A 16,067-nucleotide genomic window follows, 5' to 3' on the forward strand; every position below is an offset into this window, starting at 1 on the left:
CGTTACAGTGACGCGAGTTGGCCCTGATACAACACCGGCCCCGTCGGTTGTCCGGTTGGCGAGCCGCCCCGAGGCTCAAGGCTGACCGCCAGGGTCAACGGTGCCGACAGCAGCGCCTGGTGTTCCTTGCTCAACTGAATCCGGCCTTTACCCGACACCGGCAACAACCCCAGCGAGATCGGTTTTCCGCCCGCCGGGATTGCCCACAGCTCCAACGCGCGGGCCGGCTCCACAGCCGCCAGGGTCAGTGGTTCCACCTGCAGATGATCCGCATACGCCTGGATCTTCAGCGCCGGCTGTTGATCCGCCGCCACCAGCGTAGCGTTGTATTCCACCCCAAGGTCGCGCTGGTACAACACACCCACCAACACCGCGATCACCACCCCGCACGCCGCTGCCAGCAACCGCAGGTTCATCCAGAACGGCCTCTTCGCCGGCATATGCAGCACTTGCGGTTCAATACGCGCCTTGATCCCTTCCCACACATGATCCGGCACCGGCCGCTCGGGCAACGGCCCGGTCAGGCTGGCGAGGGCGTCCTGCCAGTGGCCCAGTTCGACGCGCAGGGCTGCATCGTCCAGCAGCAGTGCTTCAAAGCGCCGCCGCGCCGTGGCGGGCATCAGCCCGATGGCGTAATCCGCTGCGAGGGCGCGGCGCAGGGCGGTGGTTTGGTAGTTCATGATTCAAGGCACCTGCGCAAACGCTCCATGCCGCGGCGAATCCAGGATTTGACCGAGCCCAGGGGAGCGGCCAACTGGTCGGCCAACTCCGAGCACGACAAGCCCTGGAAGTAAGCCACGGTGATTGATTGGCGCTGCATGCCTTCGAGGCTGTCGAGGCAGCGGTTCAGGGCGTGGGCTTCACGCTCGCTGTCGAGCAATTCATGGGCGCTGGGGCTTTCGTCGGCCATGGCGTCTTGCTGGCCGTCGCTCAAGGGTTGTTCGCGGTGTTTGCGCAACTGGTCGATGGCCAGGTTGCGGGTGATGTTGATCATCCAGGTCAGCGGCGCCGACAAGTGGGCCTCATACCGCGAGGCGTTGAACCAGATGCGCACGAAACTCTCCTGAAGCACATCTTCGGCCAGGTCCTGGCGGCCCATGAAACGCAGGGCAACACCGTGCAAGCGCGGGGAAACGCTGCGATAGAGCGTTTCGAACGCCTGGCGGTTACCCAGTGAACACTGGGCCAGCAATTGCCGTAGCTGATCGGCATCGTGGGTCGAAATGGGGCTTCTCCAGGCGCTTGCATCAGGGCGACGGGACGGCGCACGGTAAAGAGGGCAGGCTGAGGTTAGTCCAGCTTGGGCGTTCATTCCATCCATCTCCGTGCGGCTCGTGGTGGATATACGCAGCGCAGGGCGGTTCGGATGCAGTGGTTTTCTGAACTAATCTGTGAGGTGGGAACAATCCTTCGCACTGCCCAGTCAAACCCCTGCTTTTAGCGCTTACTTTCAGAGGTTGTCTTGATGAAGATTTCACGCGGTTTTGCCCTGTCCTGCCTGTTGACCGTGGCGGCCAGCCCGGTGTTTGCGGCAGGTTTCAGCCTCGGCGACGTGGCCAATGCCGTTTCGGGCGCACAGGGTGGCGACAAGGCGGCAGCGGCTGCACCGACCTCACAGACCGCCGGTCTGCTGGGCGCCCTGACCTCGCAACTGAACGTGACCCCTGAGCAGGCCGTCGGCGGCACCGGCGCGATGCTGGGCCTGGCCAAGAATAAATTGGGCGGCGGTGATTACTCGCAGTTGACCCAGAGCGTTCCGGGCCTGGACAAGCTCTCCGGCAGCAACTCCCTGGGCAGCCTCGGCGCCCTGAGCGGCATGCTTGGCCAGAGCGGCGGCAGCAAGACCTCGGGCCTGGATGGCGTATTGGGTAACGTGAAGAACACCAGCGACCTGAACACTGCATTCAGCGCGCTGGGCATGGACAGTGGGATGGTGGGCCAGTTTGCGCCGGTTATCCTGAAATACCTGGGCGGCCAGGGCGCCAGCGAATCGGTACTGGGCAAGCTGGCTTCGGCCTGGGGCACGGGCGGCTAAGGTCGCTCTGCGCGCAGTTGTTCGATGCGCGCATCTTTCTCCATCCAGAGCTGGTTGACCCAGTTCTGGACGGTCTGGCGAAACGCCGGGTCGTTCTCGTAATCCCCCCGCCACAACGCCGGATCCAACTCACGGGTGCGGATATCAACGATCACCTTCGGCACCGCGCCGCTGATCAAGTCCCAGAAACCCGGAATGTTCTCTTGTGGATAAACCACAGTGACGTCGAGCACCGCGTCCAGCTGTTCGCCCATCGCCGCCAGCACGAACGCTACACCGCCCGCCTTGGGTTTGAGCAGGCGCTCGTAGGGTGAGTCCTGTTGTTGACGCTTGGCTGGGGTGAATCGGGTGCCTTCCAGGTAATTGACCACCGTGACCGGCTGGCGCTTGAACAGCTCGCAGGCTTCCTGGGTGATTTTCAGGTCCTGGCCTGCCAGCTCGGGGTGTTTGGCCAGGAACGCCTTGGTGTAGCGCTTCATGAACGGGTAATCCAGCGCCCACCAGGCCAGGCCCAGGAACGGTACCCAGATCAATTCCTTTTTCAGGAAGAACTTGAAGAACGGCGTGCGTCGGTTGAGGGTCTGGATCAGCGCCGGGATGTCGACCCAGGATTGGTGGTTGCTGATCACCAGATAGGAGGTGTCGCCCCGCAGGTCGCCACCGCCGCGAATGTCCCATTGGGTGGGGATGCACAGGGCGAAGATCAGCTTGTCGATCTCGGCCCAGGTTTCAGCGATCCACATGACCGCCCATGAGGCGTAGTCGCGAAAGCGACCGGGGGCCACCAGCTTGAGCAGCGCAAACACCATCAGTGGCCCGAACAGCACCAGAGTGTTGAGCAACAGCAGGAATATGACGAAACAGCCGGTGAGCAGGCGGCGCATAAGTAACTCTTGGTATCATTTTTGGCCTGCCATGATAAGCAGCTTGTGTCGAGAGGCCAAATCGCAGATGTGATGATGAATGTTTCACTTAAGGCCCGGTATGCTTAGGCGCCCAACTAAGCAGCGGTTTTGCGGTCTAGAATTCGCCCACTTATTTCAAGGAAACCTCCTACGTGAAATCCATCCTTGCCCTGCTAACTCTCGTGGCCTTGCCTGTCATGGCCGCTGAGCCGACCCTTTACGGTCGCTACGAATACATTCAACTGCCGGAAATCGGAGAGACCTTCAAGGCCAAGATGGACACCGGTGCGCTGACTGCCTCGCTGTCGGCCCGGGACATCGAGACCTTCACCCGTGACGGCGACGACTGGGTACGCTTCCGCCTCGGCGGCAAGGACGCCACCAACAAGGTGTACGAGCACAAGGTCTCGCGCATCAGCAAAATCAAAAGCCGCGCCGACGAAGATGACGACAAGGACGAAGCCACCGTGGCCAAGCGCCCGGTGATCGACCTGGAAATGTGCCTGGGCAACGTCAAGCGCACCGTCGAGGTCAACCTGACCGACCGCAGCAGCTTCAACTACCCGCTGCTGATCGGCGCCAAGGCCTTGCGTGAATTCGGCGCTGCGGTGAACCCTGCTCGCCGTTACACTGCGGACAAACCGGACTGCTGACGGACCACCATGCCGCATATCCTGATTGTCGAAGACGAAGCGGCCATCGCCGACACGCTGATTTTTGCCCTGCAAGGCGAGGGCTTCACCACCACCTGGCTGAGCCTCGGCCAGGCGGCGCTGGCCCATCAGCGGCAAACCCCGGCGGACCTGATCATCCTCGACATCGGCCTGCCGGATATCACCGGCTTTGAAACCTGCAAACAGCTGCGGCGCTTCAGCGAAGTGCCGGTGATGTTCCTCAGCGCCCGGGACGGCGAGATCGACCGCGTGGTGGGCCTGGAGATCGGCGCCGATGACTATGTGGTCAAGCCCTTCAGCCCACGTGAAGTGGCGGCGCGGGTACGGGCGATTCTCAAACGTGTGGGCCCCGGTGTCGCACCGGCGATGTTCCAGGTGGACCTGGAGCGCATGCAGATCAGTTACCGCGGCCAGCCCCTGAGCCTCACGCGCCATGAATTCCGCCTGCTGCAAAGCCTGTTGGAGCAACCCGAGCGGGTCTTCAGCCGCGAACAACTGCTGGACGCCGTGGGCGTGGCTGCGGATGCCGGCTACGAGCGCAATATCGACAGCCACATCAAGAGCGTTCGCAGCAAATTGCGCACGGTGGCGCCTGACGCCGAACCCATCCAGACCCATCGCGGCCTGGGCTACAGCTACAGCCCGGGCAACAGCTGATGCGCCTGGGGATCCGGTTTTTCCTGGTGTACGCGCTGTTTATCGGCCTGACCGGTTACTTTGTGCTCAGCACCGTGATGAAGGAAATCCGCCCCGGCGTGCGCCAGTCCACCGAAGAAACCCTGGTGGACACCGCCAACCTGCTGGCGGAAATCCTGCGTGACGATGTGAAGAACGGCACCCTCGGCCAGAGCCACTGGCCCGAGCTGCTCAAGGCGTACGGCGAACGTCAGCCGGGCGCGAATATCTGGGGCCTGCCGAAAAACCAGGTCAACCACCGCATCTACGTCACCGACGCCAAGGGCATCGTGTTGCTGGACTCCACCGGCGAGGCCGTGGGCGAGGACTACTCGAAATGGAACGACGTGTACCTGACCCTGCGCGGCGAATACGGCGCACGTTCCACCCGCAGTGAACTGGACGACCCGGCCTCATCGGTGATGCACGTTGGCGCGCCGATCCGCGATAACGGGCAGATTATCGGCGTGGTCACCGTGGCCAAGCCCAACAGCTCGTTGCAGCCCTATGTGGATCGTACCGAAGACCGGCTGCTGTGGTACGGCGCCGGGCTGGTGGGCCTGGGCCTGCTGTTCGGCGCGCTGTTGTCGTGGTGGTTGAGTGTCGCGCTGCGCCGGCTCACGGCGTATGCCCAGGCCGTCAGCGAAGGCCGGCGTGCCGAGTTGCCGCACTATCGCGGTGGTGAGCTGGAGCAACTGTCCACCGCCGTGGAACACATGCGCACCCAGCTGGAAGGCAAGGCGTACGTCGAGCGTTATGTGCACACCCTGACCCACGAATTGAAAAGCCCGCTGGCGGCGATTCGCGGCGCGGCGGAGCTGTTGCAGGGCGACATGTCCCGTGACCAGCAGCAGCGTTTCGTGGGCAATATCGACAGTGAAAGCGCGCGCTTGCAGCAGTTGATCGAGCGCCTGCTGAACCTGGCCCAGGTGGAGCAGCGCCAGGGCCTGGAAGACCAGGCCAGTATGTCGTTGGCGGCGCTGGTGGATGAAGTGCTCAAGGCGCAATGCGCGCGCATCGAAGGCGCCGGATTGCAGGTCGAACAGGCGATTGCAGTGGATGTGCAGGTGTACGGCGAGCCGTTCCTGCTGCGCCAGGCACTGGGCAATCTGCTGGAAAACGCCCTGGACTTTACCCCGTCCGGTGGCGCATTGCGGTTCAGCGCCCGGGCCCTGAATGACGGCATCGAATTCACCCTGTTCAACCAGGCCGAACCGATCCCCGAATACGCCTTGCCGCGTCTCAGCGAACGCTTCTATTCCCTGCCGCGCCCGGCCAGCGGGCGCAAGAGCACGGGCCTGGGGCTGAACTTTGTCGAGGAAGTGATGAAACTGCACGGCGGCTCATTGCAGATCGGCAACGTGCCGGGCGGCGTGCAGGTCAAACTGCATCTCCACACAGTCTCCACATTCCCTTCATAAATCCCCCTTAAGCGCCGGCCAGACTCTCCCCCATCAAAACAGGGAGAGCTTCATGAACCGCAATCTGCTTTTCAAACTGGGCGCCATCGCGCTGCTGATCGTGCTGTTGTTGATTCCGTTACTGATGATCCACGGGGTGATTACCGACCGTCAGCAGTTGCGCGACGACGTCTTGCAGGATATCGCCCGCAGTTCCAGCTACAGCCAGCGCCTCAGTGGCCCGGTGCTGGTGGTGCCGTATCGCAAGACCGTCCGGGAGTGGAAGCTCAATGAAAAGCTCAACGAACGCTACGAAGAAACCCGTGAAGTGCGCGGTCGTCTGTATTTCCTGCCGGAGCAATTTGCCCTCGACGGCCAGGTGCAAACCGAAGTGCGCGCCCGGGGCATTTACCAGGCGCGGCTGTTCCACGCTGACAGCCGTATCAGCGGGCGGTTTGTGTTGCCGGAGCAGTTGGGTATCAAGGAAAACTTTGGCGATTACCAGTTTGACCCGGCGTATCTGGCGGTGGGTATCAGCGACATTCGTGGCATCGAAAACGCGCTGAAGCTTGAGCTGGGCAGCCAGCAACTGGCGTTTTCGCCGGGCACTCAAGTGGCGTGGCTGGGGGAGGGTGTTCACGTGATGCTGCCCGAGCAGGACAGCAAGAAGCCGTCACCTTTTGATTTCGCCTTCAACCTGCGCCTGCAAGGTACCGAGCAACTGCAAGTGGTGCCGGTGGGCAAGACCAGCCAGGTCAAGCTGGCGTCGAACTGGCCGCACCCGAGCTTTATCGGCAACTTCCTGCCGACCCAGCGCGAGGTCACCGCCCAAGGCTTTACCGCCAACTGGCAGACTACGTTCTTCTCCACCAACCTGGAAGAAACCATGGGCGGTTGCACCTGGGATCAGGTGTGTGATGACTTCAACAGCCGCAGCTTCGGCGTGAGTTTTATCGACCCGGTGGACCAGTACCTCAAGAGTGACCGGGCGATCAAATATGCGCTGCTGTTTATCGCCCTGACGTTTGCCGGCTTCTTCCTGTTCGAGGTGCTCAAGAGCCTGGCGGTGCACCCGATCCAGTACGCGTTGGTGGGGGTTGCCCTGGCGTTTTTCTACCTGCTGCTGTTGTCGTTGTCGGAGCACATCGGGTTTGGCCCGGCGTACCTGATATCGGCGGCTGCCTGTGTGCTGTTGATTGGGTTTTACGTCTGCCATGTGCTGCGCAGCGTCGCCCATGGCCTGGGGTTTTCGGTGGGGTTGGCGGCGTTGTATGGCTTGTTGTACGGGTTGTTGAGTGCGGAAGATTACGCGTTGTTAATGGGCTCGTTGCTGCTGTTCGGGTTGCTGGGCACGGTGATGGTGCTGACCCGCAAGCTGGATTGGTATGGGGTGGGCAAGCGATGAGTCGGTCGTTGGGGTTGCGGGAGGATCAGCAAGAGGGCGCGCAGTTGGTGGCGAGGATCAACGCGCTATTCCCTGTTGCCCGAGAGCTGTTTGTGGCGAGGGAGCTTGCTCCCGCTGGAGTGCGAAGCGCTCCCAGGATTTTTGGGGCCGCTGCGCAGCCCGGCGGGAGCAAGCTCCTTCGCCACAGAAGAGCCCTTGCAGTCGGTTAGGCCGGCGGCTGGGTCTGCAACATCGACGGCCGCTGACTCACCTCGGCATACCACGCCGCCAGCTTCGGATGGCTGGACCGCCACTGCATGTCCGGGTGACGGAAATCCAGGTACGCCAGCGCACAGGCCACGCTGATCGCCGCCACATCAAACGGCCCGGTCAGTTCGGTGATGGCGTCCTGTTCCAGCATGTCGAGGGCGCGGCGGATCTTGTCGCGCTGGCCTTCCAGCCACAAGTCCCAGTGTTTTTCCACCGGGCGCATGGCGGTTTCGTAACGCACCAGCACGGCGGCATCCATGATCCCGTCGGCCGTCGAGGCCAGCGTCAGGCGTCGCCAGCGGGCCGGGCCGTCTCGGGGGATCAGCGGGGTGCCGGTGTGTTGGTGGTCGAGGTAATCGAGGATCACCCGGCTGTCATGCAGCGCGTTGCCGTCGGCCAGGCGCAGCGCGGGGATCTTGCCCACCGCGTTGTCCAGGATCACATCGGCGTCGGGCGCGATCGGTGTCGGCATGCAGGCGTGCAAGGTCACGCGGTCCAGTTGGCCGGTCTCGTGCAACAGCACCCGTACCTTGCGCACAAACGGCGAGGCGGGGTTGTGGAACAACGTCATGCTGGGGATGGACATGGGCATTCCTCGGAAAAGGGCAGCGCTAATCTATCTCAACGCTTGAGCAACGCCCAGCTGCCAATTACCGCCGGAATACCTAGCCCGACCCAGCTCAACGAATCCCACAACCCGTCCCCCAGCAACGCCGCAAACAACCCGGCCGCGCTCAGCAGCCCGATGGCCAGCGGAATGCCAAACACCTTCCAGAAACTCGACTGCCGCGGCTTCATGACTTGGCCGCCTTGCGCCGTACCTGCCACAGGTACACGCCGCTGCCCAGGACGATGATGGTCAGCACGTCCAGCACTGCCCAGAGGATCTTCATCGGCATGCCGCCGTAGTCACCAAAGTGCAGCGGCTGCGACATGCCCATGGCGTCCATGTACCACGGCCGTTCGGCGATGGCGGTGACGTGCAGGTTGCTCGCGTCGATCAGCACTGGCGTCAGCAGGTGCGACGTCAGGTGGGTGCTGCCTTTCATGAACACCGCGTAGTGATGCTCGCTGGAAAAGCGCGTGCCGGGGAATGCTATAAAGTCCGGCTCCATGCCGGGCGCGGCCTTGGCGGCGATTGTCAGCAGGTCGGTGGCGGGCGCGCGCAAGGTCAGTGGCGGGGCGTTCTTGTAGGGTTCGATCATCGCGCTGAGGCTGTCGGTGCGCCAGGCCGCGATGATCAAGTCGGCGCAGGCGCTGATCACGCCGGTCACGCCCACCACCAACGCCCAGGTCAGGGTGACCACGCCGATCAGGTTGTGCAGGTCGAGCCAGCGCAGGCGCGTGGATTTGTCCTGGCGCACGGTGGCGAACTTCAGCCGGCGCATAAAGGGCAGGTACAGCACCGTGCCGGAAATGATCGCCAACACAAACAGGATGCCCATGAACGCCAGCAGCAACTTGCCCGGCAGCCCGGCGAACATATCGACGTGCAGGCGCAGCAGGAACATCGTCAGCCCGCCGTTGGCCGAAGGGGTTTCCACGGCTTCACCGGTGCGGGCGTCAAGCATGAAGGTATGGGAAGAATTGGGTTCGGTGCCGGCAGTGGCGGCCATGATCGCGATCACGCCGTTCTTGTCGTCTTCGTCCCAGGCCAGGTACTGCATGGCTTCGCCGGGGCGATGGGCCTGGGCTTTGGCCACCAGTTGTTCGAGGTTCAGCTGCGGGGTGTCGGCGGGCATTTGCGCCAGCTCGGGCTCGTTGCCCAGCAGGTGATCGATCTCGTGGTGGAAGATCAACGGCAGGCCGGTGAGGGCGAGCAGCAGCAGGAACACCGTACAGACGAGGCTGGTCCAGGTGTGGATGAAGGACCAGCGGCGGATGGTTTTGCTTTTCATGGGGCATCCAAATGCAAAGGGGCCACGGTGCGACCGTGACCCCTGGGTACTACTTTAGCGAGTTACCACTTGTAGTTCACAGCGGCGACTACGTTGCGCTCATCACCGTAGTAGCACCAGGCTCCGTCACACGTCGACAGGTAGTCCTTGTTGAAGATGTTTTTGGCGGTGACGTCCACCGAAACACCCGCCAGCGCCGGGTTGATGCGGCTCAGGTCGTAATGTACGGCAGCGTCATACACGGTGTACGAGCCGACGTGACCATTGGCCGTATTCGCAGTGTTGCCGTAGGTGTCGCCGACGTAACGCACTCCCGCACCTACGCCGAAACCATCCAGAACACCCGAGTGCCACGTGTAGTCAGACCACAACGAAGCCTGGTTGCGCGGCACCAGCTTCATGCGGTTGCCCTTGTCGTCACCTTTGAGAATTTCAGTGTCAGTGTAGGTGTAGGAGCCGACGAGTTTCAGGTTGTCGGTGACTTCTGAAGTGGCTTCCAGCTCCAGGCCGCGCACGCTGATTTCGCCGATCTGGCTCGTGACGTTGTTCTGGGTGACGGAAACGTTCTGCTGGCGCAGGTCAAATACAGCAGCGGTCAGCAGGGTCTTGCTACCCACGGGCTGATACTTCACGCCCACTTCAGTCTGCTTGCCTTGGGTCGGTTTGAATGACTCGGTGGCACTGGCACTGGCGCCAGCCGTGGGCTGGAAGGACTCGGTATAAGAAATGTACGGGGTAATGCCCGAATCAAACACATAGCTCAGGCCAGCGTTACCGCTGAAGGCTTTGTCGCGCTGGGTGTTGGTGGCGTCATTCATGTTGAAGAACGTGGTGCCGGTGTGGATCCAGTCTTCACGACCGCCCAGGGTCAGGCGCCACTTGTCCAAGGCCATTTGGTCCTGGACGTACACGCCGGTTTGCACCGTCTTTTGGTTGTAGTCGTAGAAGGTGAACGGGGTGCCGGCAGGGCGAGGCTGGTTGTAGATCGGGCGGCTCGGGTTGATGCTCGCGGCGCTGCCTTCGATCCAGTGGTAATCGGTATTGCTGCGCTGGTGATCCAGGCCAAGTAGCAGGGTGTGGCTTAGAGCGCCGGTCTGGAAGTCGGCCTGGAAATTGTTGTCCACGGCCAGTTGCGCGATGTCTTCGTCGACCTTGTCATAGATGCGCGCCAGCATGCCGTCCGGGCCTACAGCGGTGTCGCCGTAGCTGGAGTAGGTGGTGTTGAAGGCCAGTTCGCTCTTGGTGTAGCGCAGGTTTTGCTTGAACTGCCAGACATCGTTGAAGCGATGGTCAAAGGCATAGCCGAGTGCGTAATAGGTGCGATCGTAGTAATCCTGATCAGGCTCGCCGAGGTTCTTGTGGTGGGAAATCTTGCCCGCTGGCGAAGGCAGCTTGGTGCCTTGCAAGGGCAGGAACTGGCCACTGATGCCGGTATCGTCGCGGGTGAACTGCGAGAGGAAGGTCAGGTGGGTGTCGTCGTTAATGTTCCAGGTCAGGCTCGGCGCAATGTTGTAGCGCTTGTCTTCGATGTGGTCGATGGGCGTGCCGCTGTCACGTACCACGCCGTCGACGCGGTAGAGAAACTGGCCTTCGTCGTCAATCTTGCCGGTGCTGTCGAAGCTGATCTGCTTGCGGTTGTTGCTGCCAACTTCGGCACGTACCGCGTGGCTGTCTTCGGCTTGCGGGCGACGGCTGACCATATCGAGCATGCCGCCCGGCGGGGTTTGGCCATAGACCGAGGATGCCGGGCCGCGCAGCAGGGTAATGCGGTCCAGGTTCCAGGTCTCTTGTTTCGGGTTGGCATAGGAGCCTTTTGGCAGTGGCAGACCGTCGAGGAATTGGGTCGGTTCGAAGCCGCGTACGCGCAGCCAGTCGGCCCGGGCGTCGCTGCCGTAGCTGCTGGCGATCACGCCCGGCATGTAACGCACGGCGTCATCAAGGTTCTGTACACCGCGATCTTCCATTTGGGCGCGGGTGATGACGGACATCGAACGTGGGGCTTCGACAATGGCGGTGTCGGTCTTGGTGCCCGCAGCGGTGCGCGTGGCGACATAACCATCAACCGGCCCCCACGCACTTTCCGCATTGGCCTGGCCCGTAATGCTCGTCTCCGGCAACGCCACAACCCCATCGGGAATCGCTACCAGGCTGAAGGTACCCGCACTGCTTTGCTCCAGTTGCAGGCCTGTGCCACGCAGCGCCTCGCGCAACGCGCCCTGCGCATCAAACTGGCCCTTCACCGGTGCAGACGTCTTGCCCGACGCCAACCCTGGATTCAGCGTCAGCGCCAAGCCCGCCTGGCTGGCGATCTGGTTCAGGGTAGTGGCCAGCGGTGCTGCCGGCAGGTTGTAGGCGCGCACACTGGAGGCCTGTTCGGCGGCGATCAGCTGGGTGCTGGCCAGCGGGGCGCTGAGGGCAATGGCCACGGCCAACAGGCTGGGGCGCAACAAGGTGTCTAGCGTGCGGGACATACGGCGGCTCCTGAATGGAAATATTTCTCAATTGCCTATGTGCCGAACGAGATGCAGAAAGTGATAGGGCTGAATGAAAATAATTTCTATTTGGTTGCAGGCTTGCCGGAAACCGTCACCCACCACGGCGTGTGCTGCTCGATTTGCACCGGCAAGGTCGGCAGCAACGCGTTCAGCGCCAGGTTGGTGTCGTGCAGCGGGAAGCTGCCGGTGATCCGCAGGTCGGCCACCTGTTTATCCACACCCAGGTAGCCGGTGCGGTAGCGGCTCAGCTCAGCAACCACATCGCCGAGCCGCGCGTTGTCCACCACCAGCATGCCGCGGGTCCAGGCGTCTGTGCCGGGGCTGACGGCGAGCATTGGGCCAAGGCCGTCGCGGCGCATCAGCACTTGCTGGCCTTCCTTGAAGATCTGCTCCTGAGGCAGCGCCTCGGGCTGCGCGCCAACGGCCGACTGCAACACGCTGAGGCGCGTGCCGTCTTCTTCGCGCTTGACGATAAACCGCGTGCCCAGGGCGCGCAGGCTGCCTTCGCGGGTTTCGACAAAAAACGGGCGGGCGTCGTTGTGGCCGGTTTCGACGAGGATCTCGCCTTCCTGCAACACGATCACCCGGCGTTTCTCGTCGAAGCGCACGTCGATGGCGCTGTGGGTGTTGAGGTTGATCACGGTGCCGTCGGCCAGCTTGAGGGTGCGCTGTTCGCCGGTGGCGGTGCGCTGGTCCGCCAGCCAGTAGTCGAACGGCACGTAGCGCTGGCCGGCGAACACCACCAGGCCGCATACCAGCACCACACTGGCCAGGCCGCTGCCGAGCTTGCGCACGCGGCGGCGAATACCTTCGCGCGACTGCAACAGCGCTGCACGGGCAGGGCCCGAGGCCACGCTGAAACGCTGATCGAGCATGCCCAGCTGGCGCCAGGCGCGGGCGTGTTCTTCATCGCTGGCCAGCCATTTGGCGAACTCTTCCTGTTCTACGGCGCTGCCGTCGCCCGAGTCGAGGGACAACTGCCAGGCAATGGCCGCGTCGAGCACCCGTGCCGACACCGGTTTGGAACCGACCTGGCTCACAGCGGCTCGCCATACAGGGCGATGTAGCACTGGCGAATGCCCTGGGCCAGGTATTGCCGCACACGGGGCACGGAAACCCCCAGGCGCTGGGCGATTTCGGCGTGGCCCATGCCATCGAGGCGGTTATAGAGAAAGGCCGCGCGGGCTTTGCTCGAGAGTTTGCCCAGCAGGCGGTCGATGGCCTTGAGGTCTTCGAGGATCAGTTGCTGTTCTTCCGGGGAAGGGTGTTCGCTTTCCGGGATCAGCATCAGTTCGGTGAGGTAGGCCTGTTCCAGCGCTGCGCGACGGAAGTAATCGAACAACAGGCCCTTGGCGATGGCCACCAGAAACGCTCGGGGCTCGCGGGGTTCGCGCAGTTCTTCACGGCCCAGCAGGCGCATGAAGGTGTCCTGGCTCAGGTCTTCGGCACGGCTGGGGCAGGCCACGTTGCGTCGCAGCCACGCCAACAGCCAGCTGCGATGGTCGCGGTACAACGCGCCAACAAGCTCACTGTGGGGACTTTGGATTGACGACAAGGCGACACCGATCGGAAAGTTTAAACTAACGAGAATTATTCGCGATTGTGGCAGAGGCGTCGTACGGGTGCAATTGGCGTTGGTCGGGTGATGGCACTGTGTTTAAAAAGACGGGGCTTGTTTGCGACGTTTCCACTGGCCAAGGCGCTCCTGCAAGGCTTTGGGACTGTCGATCTGCTGCTGCCGGGCCCGGCTGAACAGGATCAGCATCAACTCCGCCGTGGCCAGCGCATCCGCACTCGCATGGTGACGCTCGCCCACCTGCAGCTTGAAATGCCCGATCCAGTCATCCAGCCCGGCTTCGCGGATGTTCGCGTCGGGGCACAGCAGCGGGGCGATGTCGGCCACGTCCAGGAACGGATGGTTCAAGCGATAACCCAGGCTGTCCTTGAGGGCACGGCAGAGCATGTGTTGATCAAAGGGCGCATGGAACGCCAGCAACGGGCTGTCGCCGACAAACGCCATAAAGTCCATCAGCGCTTCAGCCGGATCACTGCCCGCTGCAATGGCGCTGGGCCCCAGGCCGTGGATCAGCACGCTGGGGTTGAGCTTGGTTTCGGCCCGTTGCAGGGTGCGCTCGAACAGTTGGGAGAAGTCCACCGCGCCGTCTTCGATCACCACCGCGCCAATCGACAACACCTGGTCACGATTGAGGTTCAGGCCGCTGGTTTCCAGGTCCACCACCACCCAGCGCTGGTCTCGCAACGAACCGTCCCCCAGCGCCTGGGGTTTTGGCAGTTGCTCGACCCGCCGCTGTTGCGCTGCGTCCAGGCCCGGCTTGGCTTTGCGCAACCAGCCAAACACACTCACAGCTGGTACCGCAGGGTCAGGCTGCTTTGCAGGCGTTGGGCCTGGCGCAGGGACTCACGCAGGATGCGCCGGTCCAGGTGGTTGAGGCTGTCGGGGTCGACGCGGTTGGAGTAGGGCAAATTCTCGCGGGTTTGCAGTTGGTGCTGTTGCATGCGGGTTTGCTGGATAAAGTGATAGGCCTCTTCATAGGCCGCGCCGTCCAGGCGTTCGATGACTTCCTTGGCCACCAGTTGGCGCAAGCGCTCCAGGGTGTTGATAGCACTGATGCCATTGGCCAGGGCCAGCAGCCGGGCACCGTCGACAAAGGGCGTGAGGCCTTGCACCTTGAGGTCGAGTGTCGCCTTGTCGGCGCCTTTGCGTGTCAGCACGAAATCCCGGAAACGCCCCACCGGCGGACGCTGGCGCAACGCGTTCTCGGCCAGCATGCGCTGGAACAAACGGTTGTCCGCCACCTGATCGAGAATGCCCTGGCGCAATTGCTCGCACCCGTGTTCATCGCCCCACACCACCCGCAAATCAAAATAGATGCTCGAACCCAGCAGGTTCTCCGGCGTTGCCTCGCGAATAAACCCGGCAAACCGCCGCGCCCATTCCGCCCGGGACAGGCACAGCTCCGGGTTGCCGGCCATGATGTTGCCCTTGCACAGGGTAAAACCGCACAGCGCCAGGCTCTGGTTGATCTGTTGCGCCAGGGGCAGCAGGCGGCCACGAATCTCGGCGGCTTCAGCGGCGTCTTTGGCTTCAAACAGAATGCCGTTGTCCTGGTCGGTATACAGCGTCTGCTCGCGGCGGCCCTCGCTGCCGAAACACAGCCAGCTGAACGGCACGCCGGGGTCGCCCTTGTCGGCCAGGGTCAGCTCGATGACGCGGCACACCGTGTGATCGTTGAGCAAGGTGATGATGTGGGTGATCTGCGTGGACGACGCACCATGGGCCAGCATGCGCTCCACCAACTGGCCGATTTCGCCACGGATCGCCACCAGGTTTTCTACCCTTGGCGCGTTGCGGATAGTCCGGGCCAGATGCACCAGGTCGACCCGTTGCAGGGAAAACAGGTCACGTTCGGACACCACGCCACACAGGCGCTGATCCTTGACCAGGCACACGTGGGCAATATGCCGTTCGGTCATGGCGATCGCGGCGTCGAAGGCACTGTGGTCCGGCGTGAGAAAGAACGGCGCCTGGGTCATGTGGCGCTCGATGCCCTGGTTGAAATCGCTGGTGCCGTCGGCCACCACCTGGCGCAGGTCCCGCAGGGTGAAAATCCCCAGGGGCGCCTTGTGCTCATCGACGATCACGATGCTGCCCACTTGCTGCTCGTGCATCTGCGTGACCGCTTCGCGCAGGGGCGTCAGCGGGCTGCAGGTCACCGGGTGGCGCATGGCCAACTCGCCCAGGCGGGTGTTCAGCGAATACTGGGTGCCGAGGGTTTCCACGGCTTTTTGCTGGACTTGCTGATTGACCTGATCCAGCAGGCTGCTCACCCCGCGCAAGGCAAAGTCGCGAAAGGCACTGGAAAGCGCGAACAGCTTGATAAAGGCCGGCTTGTTCAGTTGCAGGCAGAAGGTGTCTTCGGCGGCTTTGTGCTCGGTGCGGGTCGCCCGCTCGCCGAGCAACGCGGCCAGCGGGAAACATTCACCCGTGGTGATTTCAAAGGTGGTTTCTGTGGAATCCGGCCGCTCGCCGACCACGCGCCCCTGCTTGACGATGTAAAAGTGCTCCACCGGCCCGCCCGACGGCTTGAGAATGCTCTCGCCGGGGCCGTAGAAGCGCAATTGGCACTGCTCTACCAGAAATCCCAGGTGGGCGTTTTCCATCTGGTTGAACGGCGGGAAACGTTGCAGGAATTGCAGGGTGCCGTGGATGTTCTGCAACACAGCAGTTTTTCCCGCCTGTGTGAAAGCATCAGCTTTACTCATACCTATGACCGCAGTTTTTTTGTCGTTATCGTGCCTCATGGTCGACT

General features: G+C 62.4%; 16 protein-coding genes. 5 read left to right on the forward strand and 11 right to left on the reverse strand.

What is annotated here, in order from left to right; genetic code table 11:
* Positions 1-2: 2 nt before the first annotated feature.
* Positions 3-680 carry an anti-sigma factor gene (locus P3C29_RS04160; RefSeq protein ID WP_275963950.1) on the reverse strand — a complete coding sequence of 226 codons (678 nt, stop codon included), beginning with the start codon at positions 678-680 and terminating at the stop codon, positions 3-5.
* Positions 677-1,321, reverse strand: a complete 645-nt coding sequence (locus P3C29_RS04165; protein WP_201125545.1) for a sigma-70 family RNA polymerase sigma factor — start codon at positions 1,319-1,321, stop codon at positions 677-679. The genes P3C29_RS04160 and P3C29_RS04165 overlap by 4 nt, the downstream gene beginning before the upstream one ends.
* Before the next feature lie 144 nt (positions 1,322-1,465).
* Between P3C29_RS04165 and P3C29_RS04170 the strand changes: the two genes are divergently transcribed.
* Entirely contained in the window at positions 1,466-2,035 is a 570-nt protein-coding gene (locus P3C29_RS04170; RefSeq protein ID WP_010167480.1) for a DUF2780 domain-containing protein, read from the forward strand.
* Here the strand turns inward: P3C29_RS04170 and P3C29_RS04175 are convergent.
* Positions 2,032-2,919 carry an acyltransferase gene (locus tag P3C29_RS04175; RefSeq protein ID WP_275963951.1) on the reverse strand — a complete coding sequence of 296 codons (888 nt, stop codon included), beginning with the start codon at positions 2,917-2,919 and terminating at the stop codon, positions 2,032-2,034. The genes P3C29_RS04170 and P3C29_RS04175 overlap by 4 nt on opposite strands.
* A 173-nt stretch (positions 2,920-3,092) precedes the next feature.
* On the opposite strand from P3C29_RS04175, the gene P3C29_RS04180 reads away from it, so the two are divergent.
* The 4 genes from P3C29_RS04180 to creD are packed head-to-tail and all read left to right on the forward strand — an operon-like array spanning position 3,093 to position 7,094.
* Positions 3,093-3,593 carry an ATP-dependent zinc protease gene (locus P3C29_RS04180; protein WP_003209205.1) on the forward strand — a complete coding sequence of 167 codons (501 nt, stop codon included), beginning with the start codon at positions 3,093-3,095 and terminating at the stop codon, positions 3,591-3,593.
* A gap of 9 nt (positions 3,594-3,602) precedes the next feature.
* Complete coding sequence (gene creB / locus P3C29_RS04185) at positions 3,603-4,271, forward strand: two-component system response regulator CreB (RefSeq protein ID WP_010167473.1); 669 nt, start codon at positions 3,603-3,605, stop codon at positions 4,269-4,271.
* On the forward strand, positions 4,271-5,710 hold the full coding sequence (gene creC / locus P3C29_RS04190; RefSeq protein ID WP_010167471.1) for a two-component system sensor histidine kinase CreC: 1,440 nt from the start codon (positions 4,271-4,273) through the stop codon (positions 5,708-5,710). The genes creB and creC overlap by 1 nt, the downstream gene beginning before the upstream one ends.
* A gap of 52 nt (positions 5,711-5,762) precedes the next feature.
* Entirely contained in the window at positions 5,763-7,094 is a 1,332-nt protein-coding gene (creD, locus tag P3C29_RS04195; protein ID WP_275963952.1) for a cell envelope integrity protein CreD, read from the forward strand.
* A gap of 205 nt (positions 7,095-7,299) precedes the next feature.
* On the opposite strand, the gene P3C29_RS04200 is transcribed toward creD, so the two are convergent.
* From P3C29_RS04200 to P3C29_RS04235, 8 genes are all read right to left on the reverse strand, one after another.
* Positions 7,300-7,929 (reverse strand): glutathione S-transferase, encoded by a 630-nt coding sequence (locus P3C29_RS04200; protein WP_010167465.1) that lies wholly within the window; start codon positions 7,927-7,929, stop codon positions 7,300-7,302.
* Between the two features lie 35 nt (positions 7,930-7,964).
* Positions 7,965-8,141 carry a hypothetical protein gene (locus P3C29_RS04205; protein ID WP_010167463.1) on the reverse strand — a complete coding sequence of 59 codons (177 nt, stop codon included), beginning with the start codon at positions 8,139-8,141 and terminating at the stop codon, positions 7,965-7,967.
* Positions 8,138-9,241 carry a PepSY-associated TM helix domain-containing protein gene (locus tag P3C29_RS04210; protein WP_201125540.1) on the reverse strand — a complete coding sequence of 368 codons (1,104 nt, stop codon included), beginning with the start codon at positions 9,239-9,241 and terminating at the stop codon, positions 8,138-8,140. The genes P3C29_RS04205 and P3C29_RS04210 overlap by 4 nt, the downstream gene beginning before the upstream one ends.
* A 62-nt stretch (positions 9,242-9,303) precedes the next feature.
* Positions 9,304-11,712, reverse strand: a complete 2,409-nt coding sequence (locus P3C29_RS04215) for a TonB-dependent siderophore receptor (RefSeq protein ID WP_201125539.1) — start codon at positions 11,710-11,712, stop codon at positions 9,304-9,306.
* Between the two features lie 86 nt (positions 11,713-11,798).
* A complete protein-coding gene (locus P3C29_RS04220; RefSeq protein WP_201125538.1) occupies positions 11,799-12,776 on the reverse strand; it encodes a FecR family protein in 978 nt (325 codons plus the stop codon).
* Complete coding sequence (locus P3C29_RS04225; RefSeq protein ID WP_010167452.1) at positions 12,773-13,291, reverse strand: RNA polymerase sigma factor; 519 nt, start codon at positions 13,289-13,291, stop codon at positions 12,773-12,775. Before P3C29_RS04225 ends, P3C29_RS04220 begins: the two co-directional genes overlap by 4 nt.
* A gap of 102 nt (positions 13,292-13,393) precedes the next feature.
* The gene (locus P3C29_RS04230) at positions 13,394-14,101 is read right to left on the reverse strand and encodes a 3'-5' exonuclease (protein WP_201125537.1); all 708 of its coding nucleotides are present in this window, start codon (positions 14,099-14,101) and stop codon (positions 13,394-13,396) included.
* Positions 14,098-16,020, reverse strand: coding sequence for a putative nucleotidyltransferase substrate binding domain-containing protein (locus tag P3C29_RS04235; RefSeq protein WP_275963953.1), 1,923 nt, complete (start codon positions 16,018-16,020; stop codon positions 14,098-14,100). Before P3C29_RS04235 ends, P3C29_RS04230 begins: the two co-directional genes overlap by 4 nt.
* Positions 16,021-16,067 lie beyond the last annotated feature (47 nt).

Origin of the sequence: Pseudomonas sp. 1912-s, from assembly GCF_029269205.1 — a bacterium.
GTDB lineage: Bacteria > Pseudomonadota > Gammaproteobacteria > Pseudomonadales > Pseudomonadaceae > Aquipseudomonas.